Below are 21,061 nucleotides of genomic sequence, written 5' to 3'. Positions count from 1 at the left end.
CCACGCCATTTCTCCGGGGGCCACCCCGGGCTCCCTGGGGAGCCCGACGTCGCGCCGCCGTCAGCCCGACGTCGTAGCCGTAGCCGTCGCCGTCAGGTCCGCCCGCTCAAGTCCCAGTTCCCGGGCCAGCGCGTCGTCGACCCACTCCTGCATGCGGGCCCGCGAGACCGTCCCCGTGTACGCGGTCATCTGCACCGCGAGCCCGTCGAGGAGCGCCGTCAGGCGCAGCGCGGCGCCCGCCGGATCCGGGCAGCGGAACTCGCCCGCCGCCACGCCCTGCGTGACGACCTCGGTGAGCGCCGCCTTCCACTGCCTGTCCAGGTCGCGGGTGACCTCCCGCAGCGCGGGCTCGCGCAGCGCCGCGGACCAGCCCTCGATCCACAGCCGCCACCCCTTGGCCTGCCCGGTCGGCGCATACCAGCGCACGGCCGAGCGCAGCCGGCGCAGCGCCGTCGTGCGCTTGCCGAGCAGCTTGCGCAGATGCGCCAGGTCACCCTCCGCGGCGTGCGCGAACGCGGCCGCGACGAGCTTTTCCTTCGTCGAGAAGTGGTACAGAACCAGCGCGTTGCTCACCCCGAGCGCTGCGGCGACGTCGGCGATGCGCACGGCTGCCACGCCCCGCGCCTCGATCTGCTCGATGGCGGCCCGCAGCAACTCTTCGCGCCGCTCGGCCACGCTCAACCGCACTCTTGCCACGCGGTAACCCTACACACGGCCACCGGCGTCGGGTGCCGGGCGGCGAACCCGGTGCGAACGCCTCGTGCACGACTCTTGACAGTGCCCAGTGGTGCCCGTCACAGTCTCGCTTACTGACTGGCCGTTCAGTCAATAGGCCGTCTCAAGAACAACTGTCACGCCCGTGCCCAGCCGTGCAGCAGGAGTTTCCCCGTGACCCAAGCGCCGCCGATACCACCGACCGAGCCGTCCGCCACGGGCGCGCCCGACCTGCCTGACCTGCCTGACCTGTCGGAGGGGTGGGGTGAACAGCGCTCCAGGCTCAAGAAGGACCTGCGCAGGCTGGACGTGCTGTTCTTCCTGATCTGCACCCTGGTCGGCCTCGACACGATCGGCTCCGTGGCCGCGCAGGGGCCTCAGGGCCTGACCTGGATGGCGATCCTCGCCCTCGTGTTCTTCCTCCCCTACGGGCTGCTCGTGGCCGAACTCGGCTCGGCCTTTCCCGTGCAGGGCGGCCCCTACGTGTGGACGCGGCTGGCGTTCGGGCGGCTCGTCGCCGGTGTGAACCAGCTCCTGTACTGGATCTCCAACCCCGTCTGGGTGGGCGGCAGTCTGTGCATCATCGCGCTCACCACGTGGGAGGAGTTCTTCACCCCGTTGCCGGGATTGTGGAAGTACGCGGCCGGCCTCGTCTTCATCTGGGGCGGCGCCCTGGCCGTCGTACAGTCCGTGCGGATCGGCAAGTGGGTGCCCATCGCGGGCGCCGTCGCCCGGATCGTGCTCCTCGGGTTCTTCCTGGTCTCCGTGGTGGTGTTCGCCGTCCAGCACGGGGTGCACGCGCTGCCCGCGGGGGAGTTCGTCCCGACGTACGCCGGTTTCGTGGCGCTGGTCCCGGTCCTGATCTTCAACTACGTCGGATTCGAACTGCCCAGCTCCGCGGCCGAGGAGATGACGAACCCGCGGCGCGACATCCCCCTGTCGATCCTGCGCTCCGGCTTCGCGGCCGTCCTGCTCTACGGCGGCCCGATCCTCGGCATCCTCTTTGTGCTGCCCAGCCAGGAGATCGGCAGCCTCGGCGGTTTCATCGACGCCTGCAAGGCCGTGTTCACGGTCTACGGCGGTTCGATCGCGGCCGACGGCACGGTCACGCTCACGGGTCTCGGCTCCGTGTTCGGCGGGGTCGCTGCGGCGGGCCTGATCATCGGGCTGCTCACCTCGGGCGTCACCTGGGCCATGGGCGCCCACCGCGCGCAGGCCGTCGCCTGCGCGGACGGCGCGGGTCCGGCGTGGCTCGGCCGCATCTCCGAGAAGCACGGGACGCCGGTGCGGGTGAACCTGCTCTCCGCGGTGCTCGGCTCGATCCTCTTCGTGGTCGCCCTCAACCTCACGGGCGGTAACGGCGAGAAGTACTTCGCGGCCGGCCTCGGCCTGACGATCTGCACCACCTTCATCTCGTACGTCATCACGTTCCCCAGCCTCGCCGTGCTGCGCCGCAAGTACCCGGACACGCCACGCCCGTACGCCGTCCCGGGCGGACGCGTGGGCGCGTGGGTCGTGAGCGTCCTCGCCACCGGGTTCGTGGCGTTCACCGTGATCGTGCTGATCTGGCCGGGCTTCGGGGTCGGCTGGTTCGGCTCGGCGGGCAGTGCGGCGGACTCGCTGCCTGAGTCGTTCGCCGGTGAGCGCGCCCAGTACACACTGAGTCAGGTGCTGCCCCTGCTGCTCTTCGTCGGCATCGGGCTCGTCTTCTACGCGATGGGGGCGAGGACGCGCCGGCGCGTGGGCGAGTAGCGCGCTCGCGCGCAAGGGAGGGCCTTCCCCGTGGCGGGGAGGGCCCTCCGGCGTGTCGGATCCCGACGAACTGTGCGCGGCCGGGTGCGGCGCGACAATTCCCCGCAGGGAATGGCCCGTTGGCGCCACCGTCGGGTAGACACGGTCCCGTGACGACGCGGGTGGGAACGGCTGAGGCGGGGGCAGGGCCCTCGGAGGGGGCGGCGCGGGGCGGGCTCGGTGACGCGCTGCGCGAGTGGCGTGTGCGGCGGCGCGTCAGCCAGCTGGAGCTGGCCACGCGGGCGGGGACCACGCAGCGGCACGTCAGTTTCGTCGAGAGCGGCCGTTCGGTGCCGGGTCGCGCCATGGTCGTACGCCTGGCGGAGGCGCTGAAGGTGCCGCTGCGGGAGCGCAACGCCCCTCTCCTTGCGGCGGGTTACGCACCCGCGTACCAGGAGTCGCGCTTCGGGGGCCCGCAGCTGTCCGCGGTCCGTACGGCCCTGGAGCGCATCATGGAGGCGCATCTGCCGTATCCGGCGGTCATCATCGACCGGCGCGGGGATCTCGTCTCGTGCAACGAGGCCTTCGACGCGCTCACCGAAGGGGTCGATCCCGAGCTGTTCGCGTCGCCCGTGAACAGCGCGCGCGTGCTCCTGCATCCGCGCGGCCTCGCGCCGCGGATCGCGAACCTGGAGGAGTGGGCCTGGCACGTCATCGACGGACTGCACGACGAGTCCGTCCGGAATTCCAGCCGAGCTCTCACGGAGCTGGTCGCCGAACTGGAGGACATGGTGCCGGACCGGCCTCGACAGGCCGGCCCGGACTACCTCGGCTTCGCCGTCCCGCTGCGGCTGCGTACAGAGCGCGGCGAGCTGCGCCTCCTGAGCACGCTCACCCACTTCGGGACGGCGGTCGACGTCACGCTCGCCGAGCTGAAACTGGAGGCGTTCCTACCGCTCGACCAGGAGACCGCCGCCCTCCTCGCCGACGCCATGGACGGGCGCCGGTGAGGTGCCGGCCTGGTCGAGCACCCCGTGCGCGTCCAGGGCGATCGCGCCGCCCGGGTGCACGAGCAGCGGATTGACCTCCAGTTCGGCCAGCTCCGGATGGTCGACGGCGGCCCGCGCGACCGCGCACACGGCGGCGGCAGCCGCGTCCAGATGCGCTCCGGGCGCGCCGCGCCAGCCCGTCAGCAACGGCGCGTGCCGCAGCCTCAGGAGCAGGGCACGCGCGCGTGCCGGCGTCAGAGGCGCGAGGGCCAGCGCCGTGTCGGCGAGCAGTTCGGCGGTGACCCCTCCGGTGCCGACCATGACGACGGGCCCGAACGAGGGGTCGCGCCGCACACCGACGATCAGTTCGTGTCCGTACGGCGGTGAGGCCATCGCCTCCACGGCGTAGCGGTCCGCGCCTGTCGTCGCCTTCATACGGGCGAACGCGGCCCGCAAGGCGTCGGCGTCGGCGATCGACAGGGCGACCCCGCCCGCCTCGGTCTTGTGCGCGAGTCCCATCGCCTTGAGGACGAGCGGATACCCCGTCCGGTGCTCCGCCGCCTCCACGGCTCCGTCCGCGTCGGTCACGAACTCAGCCGCAGGAAAGGCGAGTTGATAAGAGGCGAGCAGCTCCCGCACGCTCTCGTAACCGCCGTCCGCCAGCCTGTACGCCGCCGGGGCCGGCGGCTCCTCGCCGGCGAACGGAGGATCCGTCAGGCGGGCCGCCGCCGCGACGGCGGTCGCGGCCTGCTCGATGCGCTCGTAGACGGGCACACCGCGCTGCCGCAGAACCGTCAGGGCGGGGGTGTCACGGGCCATCGTGTGCACCACGAGGGCGCGCCCGGACGCGACGGCGGCGTCCGCGAGGGCGTGTGCGACCTCGCACTCGCGGTCCGCCTGGGCCGGGTTGGCGGTCGCGTAGTCGCCGAAGTAGCCCGTGAGGACGACGGCGTCGGTGTCCCCCGAGTGCAGCAGGGTGCCCGCCACGCGCGCGTAGTTGCCGAGATCGGCCTCACCTGCGCCCGCCAGGTCGACCGGGTTGCCGCACCCGGCTCCACTCGGCAGCTGCTCGGACACCGCATCGCGTGTGCCCTCCGCGAGGGCCGGCACGTCGAGACCTCGGGCGGCGAACGCGTCGGCGGCGAGTGCGCCTTGGCCGCCGCTGTCCCCGACCACGGCGACGCTGCGCAGCTGGGGCGGCGCACCGGCCGCCACGTGACCCGCACTCCGGTGGCGTACGCCCTGTGCCAGCAAGAACACCGCCGTGTCCACCAGTTCGCCAGCCGTGTCGAGCAGCAGGGCGCCGGCGTCGCGGCACACCGCCTCCACCGTGGCGCGGGCGCTCACCAGGGCGCCGGTGTGGGACGCGGCGGCGCGCCCGGACGCGGCGCTGCGCCCCACGGTCAGGAGCAGGACGGGCTTCCCGGCGGCGTGCGCGGCCGCCAGGACCCGCGCGAGACGCCGGCCGTCGCGGAAGTCCTCGATGTACGCGGCGATCGCTCTCGTGGGGCCGTGCGCGATCAGCGACTCCAGGGCGTCCGCCGCGTCGATGTCCCGCTGGTTGCCCAGCGAGACGAACCGGGAGAAGCCCTGCCCGGCACGCGCGAGGAGTCGGCCGATCTCCAGGGCGAGGTTGCCGCTCTGCGACACGAGACCGAGTCCGCCCGAGGGGAACTCGCCCCAGCTGAGCCGCAGTTCGCTCGTCGTGTCCACCACGCCCATGCAGTTCGGGCCGAGCAGTCGCGCTCCCCGGGCCGTGACGAGCTCGGCGAGCGCCCGCTCCTCCTCGGCGGTGGCGCCGCCCGACGTGATCACGGTGAAACACCGGGCGCCCGCCGCGAGCCCGTCCGTGACCACCGGCCGCACGTGGCGGGGCGGCACGGCGACGACGACGTGCTCGGGCGGTCCGGGCAGTGACGTGAGGTCCGGCAGGAACGGTTCACCGTCCAGGGTGCCGCCACGGTGGTTGACGAGGTGGACGGACCGGCGGTCGCGGCCCGACAGGGCCCCCGACGCCAGCCAGTAGCCCCACTTCTCCGGGTTGTCGGACGCCCCGACGACGGCGACCGACCGGGGATCGAAGAGCGCGTCGAGGTCCACGCGCGCGTGCACACCGGCGTCCGGCGGGGGAGGAGTCACCTGTACCACCCGAACCGCTCCGCGATCACCGGCAGCCGGTCCGCGACGATCGCGTGCGCGGCGGCACGCGGCGTCGTCCCGTCCGTCTCGGCACGCGCCAGCATCTGGTCGATCAGCGCGCGCATGGAGCGCCGTGTGTACGCGAACGCCTCGTCCGCGTTGGCCTCGATGTCCCCGAACAGGGTCCACCACCACCAGGCGTTCGTACCGGAGTTGACGACGACGTCGGGCAGGACGGTGATGCCGCGCCGCGCGAGCAGCTGCTCCGCCTCGGGCAGTACGGGCATGTTGGCGGCCTCGACGATCCAGCGCGCCGAGATCAGTTCCTGGTTCGCCGCGTCCACCGCGTACGACACGGCGGCGGGCACGAGGACCTCGGCGTCGGCCGACAGCCAGGCGTCGCCCGGCAGTTCGCGGTCGCCCTCGCGCAGCGCGGAGCGGTCCACCGTCCCGTAGGCGTCACGGGCGGCGAGGAGCGCCTCCACGTCCAGGCCTTCGGGGTTGGCGACGGTGCCCTTCACGTCCGCGACGGCCACCACCCGCAGACCCGCCCGCGCCAGGAACCGGGCGGTCGCCCCGCCCATGGTGCCCAGGCCCTGCACGGACACCCGGGTGCCCTCGTAGGGGACGCCCGCGCGGTCCAGGGCCGCGAGCACCGACTCGGCGACCCCGCAGCCGCCGACGAGCTCGTCGAGGCCGATGCCGTCGACGTCGACCGCGAAGGCGTCGGCGAGGCGCCGGCGTGCGGCCGCCTCGTCGTCGAGCAGCGGGTAGACGGCCTGGATGGACGAGACGAGCCCGGCCTCCTCGGCCGCCCTGTCGACGAGATCCTGGGTGAGGCCCAGGTCCTCGCCCGTGGTCCAGAAGGACTCGATGCAGGGCCGCATGGCGCGCAGATAGCGCACGAGGACGCCGTACGCCTCCGGGTCCTGCGGGTCGCAGTCGATGCCGCCCTTGGCGCCGCCCAGGGGGATGTAGCGGCCCTGCGGGTTGTAGTGCAGGGCCTCCTTCATCGTCATCCCGCGCGCGAGGCCCGCGACCTCGTCGAGGGTGCAGCCCTGACGCATCCGGAGCCCGCCGCTGGACACGCCGCGCACCAGCCGGTCGACGACGAGGTAGCCGTGCCTGCCGGTGACGTGGTCGGTCCAGGTGAGCGACATCAGGGGGGTGGCGGGCGCGGTCATGCGGTCTCCTCGGGGACGGTGATCAGGGTGGGTCCGGGGGTGGCCAGGGCCCGGGTCAGGAGCGCGGCGAGTTCGCCGGGGGAGTGCGCGGAAGCACCCCTGCCCCCGAAGGCCCGCGCGAGGCCGGCCAGGTCCACGCGCGCGTGATCGACCGCGGCCGGTGCGTCGCCGCGCGCGGCCATCTCGTCGCGGATCTCGCCGTAGCCGCCGTTGTCGAACACGACGACGGGCAGAGGCAGTTGGAGCTGCGCGGCCGTGGCCAGTTCCTGCACGGAGAACTGGAGCCCGCCGTCCCCGCTGATCGCGACCACCTGCCGGTCGGGGCAGGCGGTCTTCGCGCCGATCGCGGCGGGCAGCGCGTAGCCGAGCGTGCCGAACCCGGTGGGGTGCAGATAGCGCCCCTCAGGGCCGACGGGGAGGTGCGGGAGCGCGCCGTAGTAGCAGCACTGCGCGCTGTCGGAGGTCACCACGGCATCGGGAGCGAGGACGCTCCGGATCGCTTCGAGATACGGCACCCAACGGGTGTCACGCGCGCGTGTCTCGTCATTGCGGGAGGCGAGCACGGCGGCCGTGGTCCGCGAGGCCGCGTCCGTGGACGCCGGTCCCGGCACCTTGGCGAGCCGCTCCTTGAGGGCCTGCACCGTGGCCTGCGCGTCGCCCACCAGAGCCACGTCCGCGGGCACACCCGCGTACATCTGCGCCGGATCGACGTCCACGCGGATCAGCCGGCCGCCGAGCGCCGGCGGCGCCGACCACAGGTCCGACTCGGCGAGCTCCGTCCCGACGGCGAGCACGACGTCGCAGTCGGCCAGCCACTTCTGAACGGAGGCGCTGTGCAGGGACACGCCGAGGGCGAGCGGATGGCGTTCGTCGACGATGCCCTTGCCGTTGGCCGTGGTCGCCACCCGAGCGCCCAACCGCTCGGCCAGCGCCCGGCATTGCTCGGCCGCACCCCGTGCGCCACCGCCGAGGACCAGGCCGGGCCGCACCGCGCCGGCGAGCAGCGCGGACGCCGCGTCGAGCGACGCACTGTCGGCCGCACGGGGTGTCAGCAAGGGAGCGCGCCGTACCGGCCCGGCGGGCTCCGTCGCCTCCAGGAGGTCGAGCGGCACCTCGATGTGCGCGGGCCGCGGCCTCTCCGTACGGAACAGGCTGAACGCGCGCGCCACCGCCGCCCCGATCTCCTCCACCGAGGACACCCGATGGCTGAACGCCGCCACGTTCCGCATCGCCTCCGTCTGGCTGCGCATCTCGTGCAACAGGCCCGTCGACTGGCGCGGATGGCGAAGCGGCATGCCCGGCGACACCACGAGAAGCGGCACGCTGTCCGAGTACGCCTGCCCGACCGCGGCCGCGATGTTCAGGAGAGCGGGCCCCGTCGTCGTGATCGCCACCCCGGCGTCACCCGTCACGCGCGCGTAGGCGTCGGCTGCGTACCCGGCGCCCTGCTCGTGACGCGGCGCGACATGCGTGATGCCGTACGCCGCCAAGTGCCGGTAGATCTCCAGGTTGTGGGTCCCGGGAATGCCGAACGCGGTGGAGACCCCATGGGCGGCGAGTGCCCTGACGAGCGCCTCGCCGCCGGTCGACGTCCGCATCTGCTCAGTCACCGTCGCCTCAGCCACCGCCACCTCGGTCCCCGTCGCCTCAGTCCCCGTCTCCTCCGTCACAGCGACCTCGAAATGACCAGGCGCATGATGTCGGAGGTGCCTTCCTCGATCTCCTCGAGCTTGGCGTCCCGCATCCACTGCTCGACCGGGAACTCCCGTGAGTAGCCCCAGCCGCCGAGCGTCTGCACGGCCGCCCAGGTGCAGTACGCCGCCGTCTCCGAAGCGGTCAGCTTGGCCATGGCGGCCTCGGCGGTCGCGTCGAGTCCGGCGTCCAGGCGCCGCGCGGCACGCCACGTCATCAGACGCGACTGCTCGATCCGCGTCCGCATGTCCGCGAGGCGGAACGCCACGGCCTGGTGCTCGATGATCGGCTTGCCGAACTGCACGCGCGTGCGCGCATAGTCACGGGCGTACTCGTACGCGGCCCGCGCCACACCCGTGGCCGCCGCGCCCAGAACGGCGCGCGAGATGTCGAACGTCCGCATAAGACCGGCGAAGCCCTGCCCCTCGTCGCCGAGACGGTCGGCGTCGGGCACGAACACGTCGGAGAAGAACACCTCGCGGCACACGATCGCCCGCTGGCCCATCTTGCGCATCGGCTCACCGAAGGTGAGCCCCTCGGCGCCCTTGCGCAGCAGGAACGCCGTGACACCGCGCGAGCGCTGCGACGGGTCGGTCTTGGCGAAGACGACGTACTGCTCGGCCTCGCCCGCGTTCGAGATCCACGCCTTCTGGCCGTTCAGGAGGTAGCCGCCCGCCGTGCGCGTCGCGGTCGTCACGATCGACGCGGCGTCGGACCCGGAGCCCGGCTCGGTCGTCGCCAGCGAGGTCATCGGGGTGTCGGCACCGGCCAGTGGCGTCAGCCACGCGCGCTTCTGCGCCTCGGTGCCCAGCTCCATGACCGGGTCGGCGAAGAAGCCGTTCGAGCACAGGAGGTTGCCGATGCCCAGGTCACCGACGCACAGCTCTTCCTGGACGAGGACCTGCGTGAACACGTCGGTGAACCCGCCGCCCCCGTACTCCTCGGGCAGCATGAATCCGGTGATGCCGACCTTCGCGGCCGCGCGCCACAGATCCCAGGGCGTCTCCACGTCCGCCTCGTCCACGGCGCGCCCGCGCGGGCGGATCTCCTCGCGCGCGAACGTCCTCGTGAGGTCCACGATGTCCCGCTGCTCCGGGGTGAGGGGGACCAGCTCGATGGGGAGCTCTGACACGGTGCCTCCAGAAACTGACGGATACCGACGAGGGGGTCACGACCGGCGTGGATCACTGACCCGATTACTGAATCGTCAGTCAGTATCCGAGGACGTGAAGACCGGTGTCAACGCAACGGCTACTGAATGATGGATCAGTTTTCTGGCGCTCTGTGAAGAGGCTTCCGCCCGCTCGGCGCGCGGCGAGGTCCGAGCGGGACGCGAGCCGGTTGCCGGCCGTGACGCCGAGTGACGTCGGCGCCACGCAACCGGGGCGTGCCTTGGAATTCCTTGTGCGTCCGGGTCCCGGATCGGGCACTGTCGGCGGGGCCGCCCATAATGGAATCCCTGATCGACCCACCGGGAGGCGCTGTGTCACGTTCCCTGAGCTCCGGGCTCCGCCCGCTGCGGCCCGCCGCTTTCGGCGCGGACCCGGCGGGAGAGCGACTCGAGCGGATCCGGAGGTCGCCGAACTTCGCGGACGGCAGCTTCCAGAACCCGGTGGGCGCACGCACCCGGCCCGCGGGTTCCATGATCGAGTTCGCGAAGGTCTTCTTCGCCAAGGAGGGGCGCGTCCGCCGGGCGCCCGCGGGCACCGTCCCCGTGCACTCCACGACGCTCGCCGACCTCGCGAAGCCCCCGGCGAGCGGCCTGCGGCTCACCTGGATGGGGCACTCCAGCGTCCTCGCAGAGATCGACGGCAGCCGCGTGCTGTTCGACCCCGTCTGGGGCGAGCGCTGCTCGCCGTTCAACTTCGCGGGCCCCAAGCGACTGCACCCCGTACCGCTGCCGCTCGCCGCGCTCGGCCCGGTGGACGTCGTGGTGATCTCCCATGACCACTACGACCACCTCGACCTGCCCACGATCCGGGCGCTGGCCGACACGGACGCGGTGTTCGCGGTGCCGCTCGGCGTCGGCGCGCACCTGGAGCACTGGGGCGTCCCCGCGGACCGCCTGAGGGAGCTCGACTGGAACGAGTCGACGAAGGTGGCGGGGCTGACCCTGACGGCCACGCCCGCGCGCCACTTCTGCGGCCGCGGCCTGCGCAACGAGCAGCACACCCTGTGGGCGTCCTGGGTCGTCGCCGGTCCCGAGCACCGCGTTTACCACAGCGGTGACACCGGCTATTTCCCCGGCTTCAAGGACATCGGCGAGGAGCACGGGCCGTTCGACGCGACGATGATCCAGATCGGCGCGTACAGCGACTTCTGGCCCGACATCCACATGCGTCCCGAGGAGGGCATGCGCGCCCACCTCGACCTTCAGGGAGGGTCCGGCGGCGGGCCCATGCTGCCGATCCACTGGGGCACGTTCAACCTGGCGCCGCACCCGTGGTCCGAGCCCGGCGAGGGCACGCTCGCGGCGGGACGGCGGGCCGGGGCCAAGGTCGCGCTCCCGTGCCCGGGCGAGCCCTTCGAACCCACGGCCGAGTCGCTCCCCGTCCAGCCGTGGTGGCGCGGCGTCGCCACGCAGCCGGCGGAAGGATGGCCCGAGTCGGAGCTGGCGGACCGGCCGGGCACCGGCGCGGCGGCCGGGACCGCAGCAGGTACCGGGGCCGACTCCGGCGAGCAGGAGGCCGTACCGGCGGTCTGAGCACGTCGATGAGGTCCGGGCTCTCAGGCAAGCATCCTGTGAGAGCCCGGACCTCCGCGCGTAAGAGGCCGGATCTGGGCGGGCTGCCGTGGCCCGACTTCCCGGACGTCCGGCGTGCCGCACGCGCCGGAACAGGACGCATTTTCGGTTGAGGGAACACGTGTACCCATGACCCTTCGGGCGTCCGGCCCTGTTATCGGTCTGTCGTACGAAGCCTCATACCAGAGCGGGATCTCGGCCGCCGGACTTTGGCAACTGCCCACCGCATGTGAGCCGTACCCGACTACCGTGTGTGCTCGCTGAGCGACGCAGCGGCGGCATTCCCACCCGCTCCCGGCCGGGAGCGCGATGCCGCCTGCCCGCCTCGCGCCCACCCGCAGGAGCCCCCACGTACGAGGACGCCGAATGTCTCACCTTCGCCCGCCGGCCCCCCGCGCAGACCGCCGAGAGGGCGGTCGGCACGGCAGGCCTGGCGGCCGGTCCGTCCCCCCGCAGCCCGAGACCCACATACGGCCCCAGCTTCTGCGCCTTGCCGTACTGCCCCCGCTCGCCGTCGCCCTGAGCGCCAGCGCGGCCGTTCTCTTCACCATCCGCTCCACGGGCGCCCGGCCCGCGCTCGCCCTCTGGGGCGTCCTCGCCGGAGCGTGCCTCGTCACCCTGGCCGGCATCGTGATCGCCGCGGTGGCCGCCGATCGCGCCGCCAGGACCGTACGCGAACGGGTCGGCGTCCTGCGCCGTGCGACCGCGCGCGGGCAGGGTGAACTGCGCGGTCTCGTAGAGCAGTTGCGTAAGGGGGAAGGGCCGCCGCCCCGCAGGCAGCCCCCCGTGGTCGCCCCGGACGGCGACGAGTTCGACGCGCTGGCCGCGGACATCACGCGGGCCCAGGACGTGGCCGTCACCGCCGTCGTCCAGGCCTCCCAGCTCTCCAGCCACGCGGGCAGCGAACAGAAGGTCGAGGTCTTCGTCAATCTGGCCCGGCGTCTGCAGTCACTCGTGCACCGCGAGATCTCGATCCTCGACGAACTCGAGAACGACGTCGAGGACCCCGACCTGCTCAAGGGCCTGTTCCACGTCGACCACCTCGCCACCCGGATCCGCAGGCACGCCGAGAACCTGGCCGTGCTCGGCGGCGCCGTGTCCCGCCGCCAGTGGAGCCGCCCGGTCTCCATGACCGAGGTGATGCGGTCGGCCGTAGCGGAGGTCGAGCAGTACTCACGGGTCAAGCTCGTCCCGCCGGTCGACGGCACCCTGCGCGGGCACGCCGTCGCCGACTGCATCCACCTGCTCGCCGAACTCGTCGAGAACGCCACCGTGTTCTCGGCCCCGCACACCCAAGTCCTGCTGCGCGCCAACACCGTCACGTCCGGTCTCGCCATCGAGGTCGAGGACCGCGGCCTCGGCATGCCCGTCACCGAGCAGAACAAGATGAACACGCTGCTCGCCGACCCGGACCAGGTCAACGTCGCGAGCCTCCTCCAGGACGGGCGTATCGGCCTCTTCGTCGTCTCGCAGCTCGCCCGCCGACACGGCATCACGGTCCGGCTCCAGAGCAATATCTACGGTGGTGTGCAGGCGGTCCTCGTCGTGCCGCAGAGCCTGCTCGGGGGCGACGAGAACGAGCCCGTGCCGCAGCCACGGAGCGCCTCGGACGCGACGGACGACAGCGCGCAGACCATGCACCAGCGGCACCAGGCGCATGAACGGCGACTCTCGCAACACCAGAGCCAGCAGGGACGGCAGCACCAGCTCGAACAGCCGCCCCAGCCTCAACCTCAGCCCCAGCCCCAGCCTCAACCCCAACCCCAACCCCAACCCCAACCGCAACCGCAACCCCACCGCCCGCAACCGCAGCCCCAGCCCCAGCCACAGAGCCAGCTCCGCCGTCCTCCTCAGCCCGACCCCCAGCCATACGAGGCACCGCATCAACCCCCTCCGCCCCGCGAGACCCCGCACGCAGGCGTGGCCGTCGTCCCGCGGCAGCCTCAGGGCGGCGCCTCCGACAGAGGGCGTCCCGGCGCGAACGGGATCGCGCCGCCCCTCCCGCTGCGTACCGCCAGGGACGAGCGACGCACACCCGCCGACGCGCTGCCCGGCATCCGCGCCGAGGACCGGCAGGCCGCCGGGGAGCACACGCCCGTCCCGCCGACCCCGGTCAACGGCGCCGTGCGCGGCACCATGGGGCGGCCCCAACTCCCCAGGCGGCGCGTCCAGGAACACCTCGCGCCGCAGCTGAGGGGTGGCCCGGCGCAGCGGCAGGAGCGTCCCGAGGACGAGGCGCCCGTACTGCACGACCCGGGTCTGATGGCGGCGTTCCAGCGCGGCATCGGGCTCGCGGAGGCGGCCGAGGCGCGGGACCTGACTCTCGGCGTGCGCGGCCTGTCTCAGGCCGGTCCCGAACCGGCCGGCGGGCCCGCCACCGGGTCCCTCGCCGCCCGCGAACCGGACGCACGGCACGACGGGAGCGACACCGCCGGATGACGTTCGCCCGCCGCCTGAGCGCCCGCCCCCTGAGCGCCGGCCTGCTGTGCACCCGCCACATGCCGCCACCAGTCCCGCACTTCCCACAGTCAACGCACCCCCAGCAGTCCACCAAGGAGTCGATCCCCCATGGCGAGCGATGTGCCGACGGGTCATGTGTCCGATCTCGACTGGCTGATGAGCGGCCTCGTCCAGCGTGTGCCGCACACCCGCAGCGCCGTCCTCCTCTCGTCCGACGGGCTGGTCAAGTCCGTCCACGGCCTCGACGCCGACAGCGCCGACCACATGGCGGCCCTGGCGTCGGGGCTCTACTCCCTCGGCCGCAGCGCAGGCGTCCGTTTCGGGGACGGGGGTGAGGTCCGGCAGGTCGTCGTCGAGCTGGACTCCACCCTGCTGTTCGTCTCCACGGCGGGCTCCGGCACGTGCCTCGCGGTCCTCGCCGGGCGCGAGGCCGACGCCGCGGTACTCGGCTACGAGATGGCCATGCTGGTCAAGAGCGTGCGCCCGTACCTGATGACCGCACCCCGCCAGCACGCGGCCGAACCCACGGCGATGAGGAACTGAGCATGACGGCCCCGCAGGACGGGCCGTGGCTCGACGACGCGGCCGGCCGTCTCGTCCGCCCGTACACGGTGAGCAACGGGCGGACGCAGCCGACCACTTCGCTGGATCTCCTGTCGCTGGTGATGGCGACCGGGGCCACCCCTCTCGGCTACCTGGGGCCCGAACACAGTGAGGCGCTCAAACTGTGTGCCCATCCCACATCGGTCGCGGAGATCGCGGCCCATCTGAAACTCCCCGCCGCCGTCACGAAGGTCCTGCTGTCCGACCTCGTCGACGGCGGGGCGATCACCACCAAGCCCCCCACGTTCCACGACAACCCCACTGACCGGTCCCTACTGGAGGCAGTGCTCGATGGACTACGACGACAGCTCTGACGCCTTCCCCACCGCGCTGAAGATCCTGGTCGCGGGTGGCTTCGGTGTCGGCAAGACGACCTTCGTCGGCGCGGTCAGCGAGATCGCCCCGCTGAGCACGGAGGAGCTGCTCACCACGGTCAGCGCCGAGACCGACGACCTCGAAGGCATCGAGAACAAGGTCGAGACGACGGTCGCGATGGACTTCGGGCGGATCACCCTGGACCCGGAACACGTGCTCTATCTGTTCGGCACGCCCGGGCAGGAACGCTTCTGGTTCATGTGGGACGAGCTCTCCGAGGGGGCGCTCGGCGCGGTGATCCTCGCGGACACCCGCCGTCTCGAGGACTGCTTCGCCGCCGTCGACTTCTTCGAGGAGCGCGGCATGGGGTTCATCGTGGCCGTCAACGAGTTCGACGGCGCCTACCGTTACGACCCCGACGAGGTGCGGGCCGCCATCGACCTCGACCCGCAGGTGCCCGTCGTACGGTGCGACGCGCGGATCTCCAGCTCGGGCATCCAGACCCTCCTCACCCTCGTCAGGCACCTCTTGGCCCACGCCCCCGCCCAGACGACGTACGGGGCCCACACCTGACGGCGTCAGACGGTGACCGTCCCGCCGTCGGGGAACGTGATCCGCACCTGTCCGCCGTCCCCGGGGTCCGCCACGCATGAGATCGACTCGCGCAGGGCCTGCGGGTGCACGACGTCGCGCGTCAGGACAGTGAGCGTGACGTGCACGCTGGATCCTCCGGGGTGGCCGGCCGAGCGGAGGTAGGGTGTCGCCGAGTGCGGGCCGCAGGCGTTGGCCTCGACCTCCCGTGCGATGCCGGACTCCTCGTCCCAGCCGTGCAGCGCCACCACCGCGCTCGTCACCCCGGACTCCGTGCGCGTCAGCGCCCAGCCCGGGCCCCGCTCGGCGTGGACGCTGGTCTCGTCGGCGACCGCGTAGCCGCCCTCGCGCACCGTCACGCCCGCGGGAGCCTGCACCCGGTGCACGCGGATCTCCCACGGTCCGTGCAGCACGGTCGTCGACTCGATCGGGAACTCCTCGTCGGATCCGGGCAGTCGGGCGTCATGGCGGGACGAGGCGACGCGCCCCTCGCAGGAGATCGGGTGGATCCGGCGGCGGCGCGACGGGGTGCCGTCCGGCGCGAGGAGCGCCACGTGGTTGTCGACGGTCCGCTGCCAGGCGTGCGGGGCCGCCTCGGGCGCAGTCGCCGTGGAGTAGGCGAGCTTCGCGTAGTGCGGATCGTCCGTGGCGGGACCGGCGAGCGGGTTGTGATCGCTGCCGTGGTTGATCAGCCGCACGATCCCGTCGTGGGGGGTGCCGTGCAGGAGCCAGCCGGGCGCGGGCAGCGCGGTGTACTGGATGGTTCGCTCGGCCTTCTCGACGGGCAGCTGCGCCTCGCGCTCGGTCCACACCGGATGGTCGGCGGGCAGCAGCAGTCCGAGGAACCCCTTGCTCGCCCAGTACGGCGAAGCGGGGCCCGAGTACGCTTGCGTCGTCGGCAGGAACGTCCCGTACCAGCCGAGCGGCAGCAGGCCCCGCTCGTCGGGGACGCCGCGCTCCACGAAGTGCCGCGCCGTGCCCGACGCGAGGCGCCGCGTGAGCCCCGGCTCCAGCGGGGTGCAGTCCGCGAGCGCGCCCATCCACACGGGCGCGGTGGCGGCGAAACGGTACGTCAGTGAGCGGCCCTGGTGCACGGGCGCGCCGTCCCCGCCGAAGAAGTGCGGGTAGGTGGTGAGGAACTGCGACAGGCGTTCCCGGTAGACCTTCGCGCGGCCCCCGTCGCCGTCCGGGCCCGCCATCCGCGCCCACAGCAGCGGGTACAGATGCATGGCCCAGCCGATGTAGTAGTCGAAGTTGCGGCCGTCCCCGTCGGTGTACCACCCGTCGCCGACGTACCAGTCCTCGATACGGTCCAGGCCGCCGTCTATGTCGTCCTGGCTGTACGGGGCCCCGACCGAGGCCAGGAACTGCTCCGAGACCACCTGGAACAGACGCCAGTTGTTGTCCCACGTGCGGCCGCCGACGAAGCCGGAGAACCAGTCCACGATCCGCTCCCGCACCCGGGAGTCCAGCTTGTCCCAGATCCAGGGGCGGGTCTCGTGCAGCCCGATCGCGATGGACGCCGCCTCCACCATCTGCTGTGAGCAGTCGGTCAGTTCCGGCCACGCCTCGCCGTCGAGGCCCGTGCCGCGTCCGCGGTCCGTGCCGGTTGTCAGACCCTCCGCGTAGCGTTCCACGAGTCGGGGATCCACGTCCCCGCCCGCGCCCGCTATGCGGAAGGAGGCCAGCAGGAATGACCGCGCGAATCCCTCCAGCCCGTCCGACACGACCCCCGACCAGCTGGCCCGACCCGGCAGCCGGTACTGCGCGAACCCAGGGGTCGCGTACGGGACGAGCGCCTCCAACTGCCGGTCGGCGAGTGCCTCCCAGTGCGCGCGGGTCCAGCCCGTGAGCGGGGACAGGACACGGTCGGTGGGCGGCAGCGAGAGGTGCGGTGCGGGCATGGGGGCGTGTCGCTCCTTGATCGGAAGTGGCGGGCCGGGGTGACCCTGTGCGCGCCTGGGGCGCACGTCGACGGTCGGAACCGTCGGACAGGTACTCATGCCAGCTCGGCCGTATGGCTGTGTCCGCGTGAACCCGCGACATCGACCGTGAGAACGGGGCGGCGGCCCGGTGTGAGCGTGATCGTGTCGTCGGCGCGCGTCATCTTGCGTACGGGGAAGGGGAGTTCGACCGAAAGCGTCGTCCCGGTGCGGCCGGGGTCGGCCACGGCGACCGCGATGCCGTCGCCGTGCCGCCGCACCAGGACGGTGGCCGGACCGGACGACGTGAGTCCGGCGGCGCTGCCGGGACCCCAGAAGTGCGCGGCCAGGAGCCCGGGGCGGCGCGCCTCGACGGCCTGCACCGTGGAGTCGTTGGCCACGATCCGCACGGGCCGGGACTTGGCCCACGCCCCGGTCGCCGCGGCGCTCGCACCCGGCAGGAGCACATAGGCGTACGAGGAGTCGGCGGGGGAGGAGCCATGGTCGAACCACAGGGTGACGTAGCGGCGGGTGACCGGGTCGGCGTCGCCGCCGGTGTCCGCGCCGGAGTTGAGGGCGCCCCACGTGCCGGTGCGTTCCTCGCGCAGCGCGCGCAGCGGGGCGCCACCGGGCGCGCTTCCCGGATGGTCGGGAAAGACGTAGCCGCCGGTGCCCTCCAGGTGCGCCCAGCCGGCGCCGGACAGCGAGGCGGACCAGCCCTGCTCGCCGGGCTGCCGCAGCCCGTCCACCAGGAGGCGCTGCGCCCCGCCGGTGCGGAGATTGCGGTTCTCGACGACGGTCTCGACCGTGCGGCCGTCGCTCGCGGTGATGCCCGAGCCGAGCGCGACGACCGCGTTGTCCAGGCAGAACCACGCCTTCCGCGCCTTCAACGTGCTGCCGTCGGCGATGAGTTCCATCGCAGCCGCGCCGTACTGGTCATGGAGGACGGCGCCGCCCGCCACGGCGTTCTTCGGGCGGTACGTGCCGGTGCCGGCGCCCGTGCCGAGGTCCGCACGCGCGCGCGTGTCCACCGTCGTGCCCGGCAGCCGGTACGGGTCGACGGTCGGCCAGAACGCGTCGCCGAACTGGCCGAGGTCGTCACCGTCGTACAGGTACGTCATGCCGTCGCCGGTGTACCAGCCGTGCAGGTTCTCGCCGTTGCCCGCCTCGTACGCCGCGATGCGCTTCGAGGAGAGCGACAGGGCGAGCGCCCATCCTGGGCGCCGATGCACCACGCGGTCCATGTCGGCGAACGAGAAGTGCCCGGTGAGACGCTCCGTCGCCGGGATCGCGTTGTCGTCGAGGACAGCCTTCGCGCGGGCCAGGGCGGGGATGCCGACGAGGCCCGTGTACGGATCGGCCTTGTTGCGGCTGATCCACCCCTTGGCGAGCCCGCGCCAGCGCTCGGCGTACGGGGCCGGGGCGCCCGCGGCGAGCTGGAGGATGTAAGTGAGCGTCACGGCACCGTCGTTGTAGTCGCGGGCCCGCTCGCGCGAGATCGCCCGCCCGCGCAGCGCGTCCATCATCAGCCCGTCGAACACGACGGGCGAGAAAGAGCGCTCCACCGCCTCGTACAGCACCGACACCTTCGGGTCGTTCACGGCCCAGTCCGACCCGGCGAGCAGCGCGATCAGCTGCCCCGCGCTGCCGAGCAGCACACTGCCGTACGTCCCCGTGTAGGCGACGCTGTCGTGCTGGACGAACGACCCGTCCTCGTAGAAGCCGTCGCCCGAGGTGACGTAGGTGAAGAGGCTGCGGCGCCCGTTGTCCCGGACGTCCGAGAGGCCGTCGCGGGCCAGCGCGACCGTGGCCGCGTCCCGGGCGAGCAGCCCGCGCAGGGCCACGATGACGGCCTTGTCGGCGCGGTTCGCGCCGGTCTCGGACAGGGAGGGGGAGTTGGTGCGGCGGTCGGGGTTCGGGCAGAACTTCGCGACGGTCGCGATGTACTTGGCCAGGTCCGCGGCCGGCAGCTTCGACCGCAGGAGTACGCAGGTGTCCATCAGGGCCCGGGGCGCGCCGATCTCCCAGAACCACCAGTTTCCGGACTCGCCGCGGGCCGGGTCATAGCCGGTGGCGCCCAGGAAGCTCAGCGCCGCGACGAGGGTGTCGGCGACGTCGGCGCTGCCGGTCAGCGAGGTGCCGGGGGTGGCCCAGGCAGTGGCAAGCGTGCGCAGCCGGGTATAGCTCTGCCCGAAGTTCCCGGGGGCCGACGCGGGGGAGAGGTCGGCCCACAGCGCCGTCCTGCCCGCGCTCCGGTCGAGGTCCTTCCACCAGGCGGACGCCTGTGTGTCGAGGGCTTTGACGGCGGCGGCGAAGTCCGGGTCAGCGGTGTCGAACGCGCCGCCGATGAGCTGCTCCTCGGCGCGCGCCAGCAGTACGTCGAAGGCGTCGGCGGCAGGGGCGTCCGCCGCCGCCGCGACGCCCGCCGTCAGAGGGAGCGCCGTCGCGGCGGTCGCGCCCGCGAGGGCCAGGGTCTGTCTGCGAGTGAGTTCCATGATCGGTGGGTCCCCTCCGGGTCAGCCAGGTCAGTCAAGTCAGTCGGTCAGCGTGGCTGGTTCGACGGTCGGCTTCGGCAGCTGGAGCGCGGCGATCTCGGCCAGACCCGTGGCGTCGATGGGGAAGGCCCAGTCGCGGCTGAAGAAGTCCGTGAGGTCGCGGCCCGAGACACGGCTGGCGTAAGTGGCCAGGGCGCGGTACCTCTTGGCGGTCTCCGTGTAGTCGGACTGCGGGTTCTCCTCGCGCACGAGCCGGTGCATGCGCGGCCAGAAGTCGTCACCGAAGGCCAGCTCCAGCTGACGCAGCGGCACGAGCTTCTCGTAGCTGCCGAAGGACTTCTCGTAAGTCAGCCCGTCCGTGCCGAACTTGGCGCGCGCGGACTGGAAGGGGTTGAGGCCGGTCTTCGGGTCGACGGTCAGGAGATTGGACGGCTGGCCAAGCGCCCGCTGCACGGCGAGAGAGTAGATGTTCACCGTGACCTCGGTCAGACCCGTCGGCTTGTACGCCATCTGCTGGTGCAGGTGGCCGAGTTCGTGGTACAGCCCCCAGCCACGGGTGCGCAGCAGGTCGACGGTGGTCGCGCGGTCGAGATACGCGCGCGGGAAGCCGTTGTAGCCGTGCGTGGCGAAGGCGCCGACCCCGGACGGGACGACTGACACCTCGGTGAAGTGGTACCCGCCCGCCTTGGGCCGGTGCACCGGCTTCGAGCCGTCGAGCCCGCTGATGTCGGACTCGGCGTCGATGATCTGCTCGACGAGCCGGAGCAGGGCCGCGTGGTCCTGGTCGCGGTACAGGAGAGCGCCGTCGCGCGTCAGCGTCATGATGGTGCGCGGCGCGTGCAGCTCGACCACCGGTACGGCGGTGAGGGTGTCCAACTGCCGCTGGTAGTCGGCCTCGGAGGTACGGCCGAGTTCGAAGACGGGCATCGCGGTGGCCCCCGACTTGAACTTCACGGAGGCGCGCTCGCCTGAGCCTTCGAGGGAGAAGTAGACGGGGCCGCCGTGCGGGTCGGTGACACTGTTGGCGCCGGGCTTCAGCGGATAGCTGCGAGGCTCCTTCACCGTGCCGTAGTAGTCCCACTGCCCGATCCAGAGTGTGGGCACCACGTCGTCGTAGGGCAGGACGTCGAAGCGCAGCGCGGTCCCGGCCGGGATGTACTGTCCCGTCGGCTGGAACTCGGTGGCGCGCAGGGCCTGTCCGAGTCTGAGGCGCTCGGCCTCGGCGGAGGGACGGGCGGTGAGCTCGACGGTAACGCCACTCTCGGCGTGCGCGGTGCCGGTGCCGGTCCCGAGCAGGGCGGTGGCTCCCGCGCCGGCCAGCGTCGCGAGCACCGCACGACGGGAGAAGGCCGAGGCGGGGGCGGCGGTGGCAGTGGCGGGGGCGACGGCGTCGGCCGAGGCGGCGAGGGGCATACGGGCAGGGCGCATCCAGAGACTCCCATGGGGATCAACAACATCGGAGTGTTGAGCGGGCTGCGCGCCA

Annotated in this window: 15 protein-coding genes; 7 read left to right on the top strand and 8 right to left on the bottom strand. The window is 72.5% G+C overall.

All coding sequences use genetic code 11. The features are described 5' to 3' along the window. Positions 1-60: 60 nt before the first annotated feature. Positions 61-696, bottom strand: coding sequence for a TetR/AcrR family transcriptional regulator (locus ACWIGU_RS01370; RefSeq protein WP_454396218.1), 636 nt, complete (start codon positions 694-696; stop codon positions 61-63). 192 nt (positions 697-888) lie between these two features. On the opposite strand from ACWIGU_RS01370, the gene ACWIGU_RS01365 reads away from it, so the two are divergent. Then, the gene (locus ACWIGU_RS01365; RefSeq protein WP_454396216.1) at positions 889-2,466 is read left to right on the top strand and encodes an APC family permease; all 1,578 of its coding nucleotides are present in this window, start codon (positions 889-891) and stop codon (positions 2,464-2,466) included. Positions 2,467-2,615: 149 nt separating this feature from the next. Beyond that, positions 2,616-3,455 carry a helix-turn-helix domain-containing protein gene (locus ACWIGU_RS01360; RefSeq protein WP_454396214.1) on the top strand — a complete coding sequence of 280 codons (840 nt, stop codon included), beginning with the start codon at positions 2,616-2,618 and terminating at the stop codon, positions 3,453-3,455. On the opposite strand, the gene ACWIGU_RS01355 is transcribed toward ACWIGU_RS01360, so the two are convergent. Genes ACWIGU_RS01355 through ACWIGU_RS01340 form a run of 4 tightly spaced genes read right to left on the bottom strand, consistent with a single transcriptional unit; the run spans position 3,396 to position 9,581 of the window. Continuing rightward, a complete protein-coding gene (locus tag ACWIGU_RS01355; protein WP_454396212.1) occupies positions 3,396-5,573 on the bottom strand; it encodes an acetate--CoA ligase family protein in 2,178 nt (725 codons plus the stop codon). The two genes, ACWIGU_RS01360 and ACWIGU_RS01355, sit on opposite strands and share 60 nt — an antisense overlap. Continuing rightward, a complete protein-coding gene (locus ACWIGU_RS01350; protein WP_454396210.1) occupies positions 5,570-6,757 on the bottom strand; it encodes a Glu/Leu/Phe/Val dehydrogenase dimerization domain-containing protein in 1,188 nt (395 codons plus the stop codon). The genes ACWIGU_RS01355 and ACWIGU_RS01350 overlap by 4 nt, the downstream gene beginning before the upstream one ends. Then, entirely contained in the window at positions 6,754-8,367 is a 1,614-nt protein-coding gene (locus ACWIGU_RS01345; protein WP_454396208.1) for a 5-guanidino-2-oxopentanoate decarboxylase, read from the bottom strand. The genes ACWIGU_RS01350 and ACWIGU_RS01345 overlap by 4 nt, the downstream gene beginning before the upstream one ends. A gap of 56 nt (positions 8,368-8,423) precedes the next feature. Next, on the bottom strand, positions 8,424-9,581 hold the full coding sequence (locus tag ACWIGU_RS01340; protein ID WP_454396206.1) for an acyl-CoA dehydrogenase family protein: 1,158 nt from the start codon (positions 9,579-9,581) through the stop codon (positions 8,424-8,426). A gap of 318 nt (positions 9,582-9,899) precedes the next feature. Here ACWIGU_RS01340 and ACWIGU_RS01335 point away from each other — a divergent pair, with 318 nt between their 5' ends. From ACWIGU_RS01335 to ACWIGU_RS01315, 5 genes are all read left to right on the top strand, one after another. After that, positions 9,900-11,153, top strand: coding sequence for an MBL fold metallo-hydrolase (locus ACWIGU_RS01335; RefSeq protein WP_454396204.1), 1,254 nt, complete (start codon positions 9,900-9,902; stop codon positions 11,151-11,153). Between the two features lie 405 nt (positions 11,154-11,558). Beyond that, positions 11,559-13,631, top strand: a complete 2,073-nt coding sequence (locus ACWIGU_RS01330; RefSeq protein WP_454396202.1) for an ATP-binding protein — start codon at positions 11,559-11,561, stop codon at positions 13,629-13,631. A gap of 129 nt (positions 13,632-13,760) precedes the next feature. Continuing rightward, complete coding sequence (locus ACWIGU_RS01325) at positions 13,761-14,195, top strand: roadblock/LC7 domain-containing protein (RefSeq protein ID WP_100591713.1); 435 nt, start codon at positions 13,761-13,763, stop codon at positions 14,193-14,195. A 2-nt stretch (positions 14,196-14,197) separates the two neighbouring features. After that, a complete protein-coding gene (locus ACWIGU_RS01320) occupies positions 14,198-14,569 on the top strand; it encodes a DUF742 domain-containing protein (RefSeq protein ID WP_454396200.1) in 372 nt (123 codons plus the stop codon). Next, positions 14,547-15,143 (top strand): GTP-binding protein, encoded by a 597-nt coding sequence (locus ACWIGU_RS01315; RefSeq protein ID WP_100591715.1) that lies wholly within the window; start codon positions 14,547-14,549, stop codon positions 15,141-15,143. The genes ACWIGU_RS01320 and ACWIGU_RS01315 overlap by 23 nt, the downstream gene beginning before the upstream one ends. A 5-nt stretch (positions 15,144-15,148) precedes the next feature. On the opposite strand, the gene ACWIGU_RS01310 is transcribed toward ACWIGU_RS01315, so the two are convergent. The 3 genes from ACWIGU_RS01310 to ACWIGU_RS01300 all read right to left on the bottom strand — a co-directional run bounded on the left by ACWIGU_RS01310 (position 15,149) and on the right by ACWIGU_RS01300 (position 21,006). After that, positions 15,149-17,065 carry a DUF2264 domain-containing protein gene (locus tag ACWIGU_RS01310; RefSeq protein WP_454396197.1) on the bottom strand — a complete coding sequence of 639 codons (1,917 nt, stop codon included), beginning with the start codon at positions 17,063-17,065 and terminating at the stop codon, positions 15,149-15,151. Between the two features lie 95 nt (positions 17,066-17,160). After that, a complete protein-coding gene (locus ACWIGU_RS01305) occupies positions 17,161-19,578 on the bottom strand; it encodes a polysaccharide lyase 8 family protein (protein WP_454396196.1) in 2,418 nt (805 codons plus the stop codon). 39 nt (positions 19,579-19,617) lie between these two features. Next, positions 19,618-21,006 carry a M60 family metallopeptidase gene (locus tag ACWIGU_RS01300; protein WP_454396194.1) on the bottom strand — a complete coding sequence of 463 codons (1,389 nt, stop codon included), beginning with the start codon at positions 21,004-21,006 and terminating at the stop codon, positions 19,618-19,620. Positions 21,007-21,061 lie beyond the last annotated feature (55 nt).

The sequence above is a fragment of the Streptomyces sp. NPDC055400 genome, assembly GCF_053644375.1.
Note: the sequence above shows the minus strand (reverse complement) of the source record. Positions and strands in the feature narration are given on the sequence as shown.

Coding starts and splice junctions, on each gene's coding strand:
- ACWIGU_RS01315 (WP_100591715.1), top strand. CDS start 14,547: ATGGACTACGACGACAGCTCTGACGCCTTCCCCACCGCGCTGAAGATC.
- ACWIGU_RS01300 (WP_454396194.1), bottom strand. CDS start 21,006: ATGCGCCCTGCCCGTATGCCCCTCGCCGCCTCGGCCGACGCCGTCGCC.
- ACWIGU_RS01305 (WP_454396196.1), bottom strand. CDS start 19,578: ATGGAACTCACTCGCAGACAGACCCTGGCCCTCGCGGGCGCGACCGCC.
- ACWIGU_RS01335 (WP_454396204.1), top strand. CDS start 9,900: ATGGAATCCCTGATCGACCCACCGGGAGGCGCTGTGTCACGTTCCCTG.
- ACWIGU_RS01325 (WP_100591713.1), top strand. CDS start 13,761: ATGGCGAGCGATGTGCCGACGGGTCATGTGTCCGATCTCGACTGGCTG.
- ACWIGU_RS01320 (WP_454396200.1), top strand. CDS start 14,198: ATGACGGCCCCGCAGGACGGGCCGTGGCTCGACGACGCGGCCGGCCGT.
- ACWIGU_RS01330 (WP_454396202.1), top strand. CDS start 11,559: ATGTCTCACCTTCGCCCGCCGGCCCCCCGCGCAGACCGCCGAGAGGGC.
- ACWIGU_RS01350 (WP_454396210.1), bottom strand. CDS start 6,757: ATGACCGCGCCCGCCACCCCCCTGATGTCGCTCACCTGGACCGACCAC.
- ACWIGU_RS01310 (WP_454396197.1), bottom strand. CDS start 17,065: ATGCCCGCACCGCACCTCTCGCTGCCGCCCACCGACCGTGTCCTGTCC.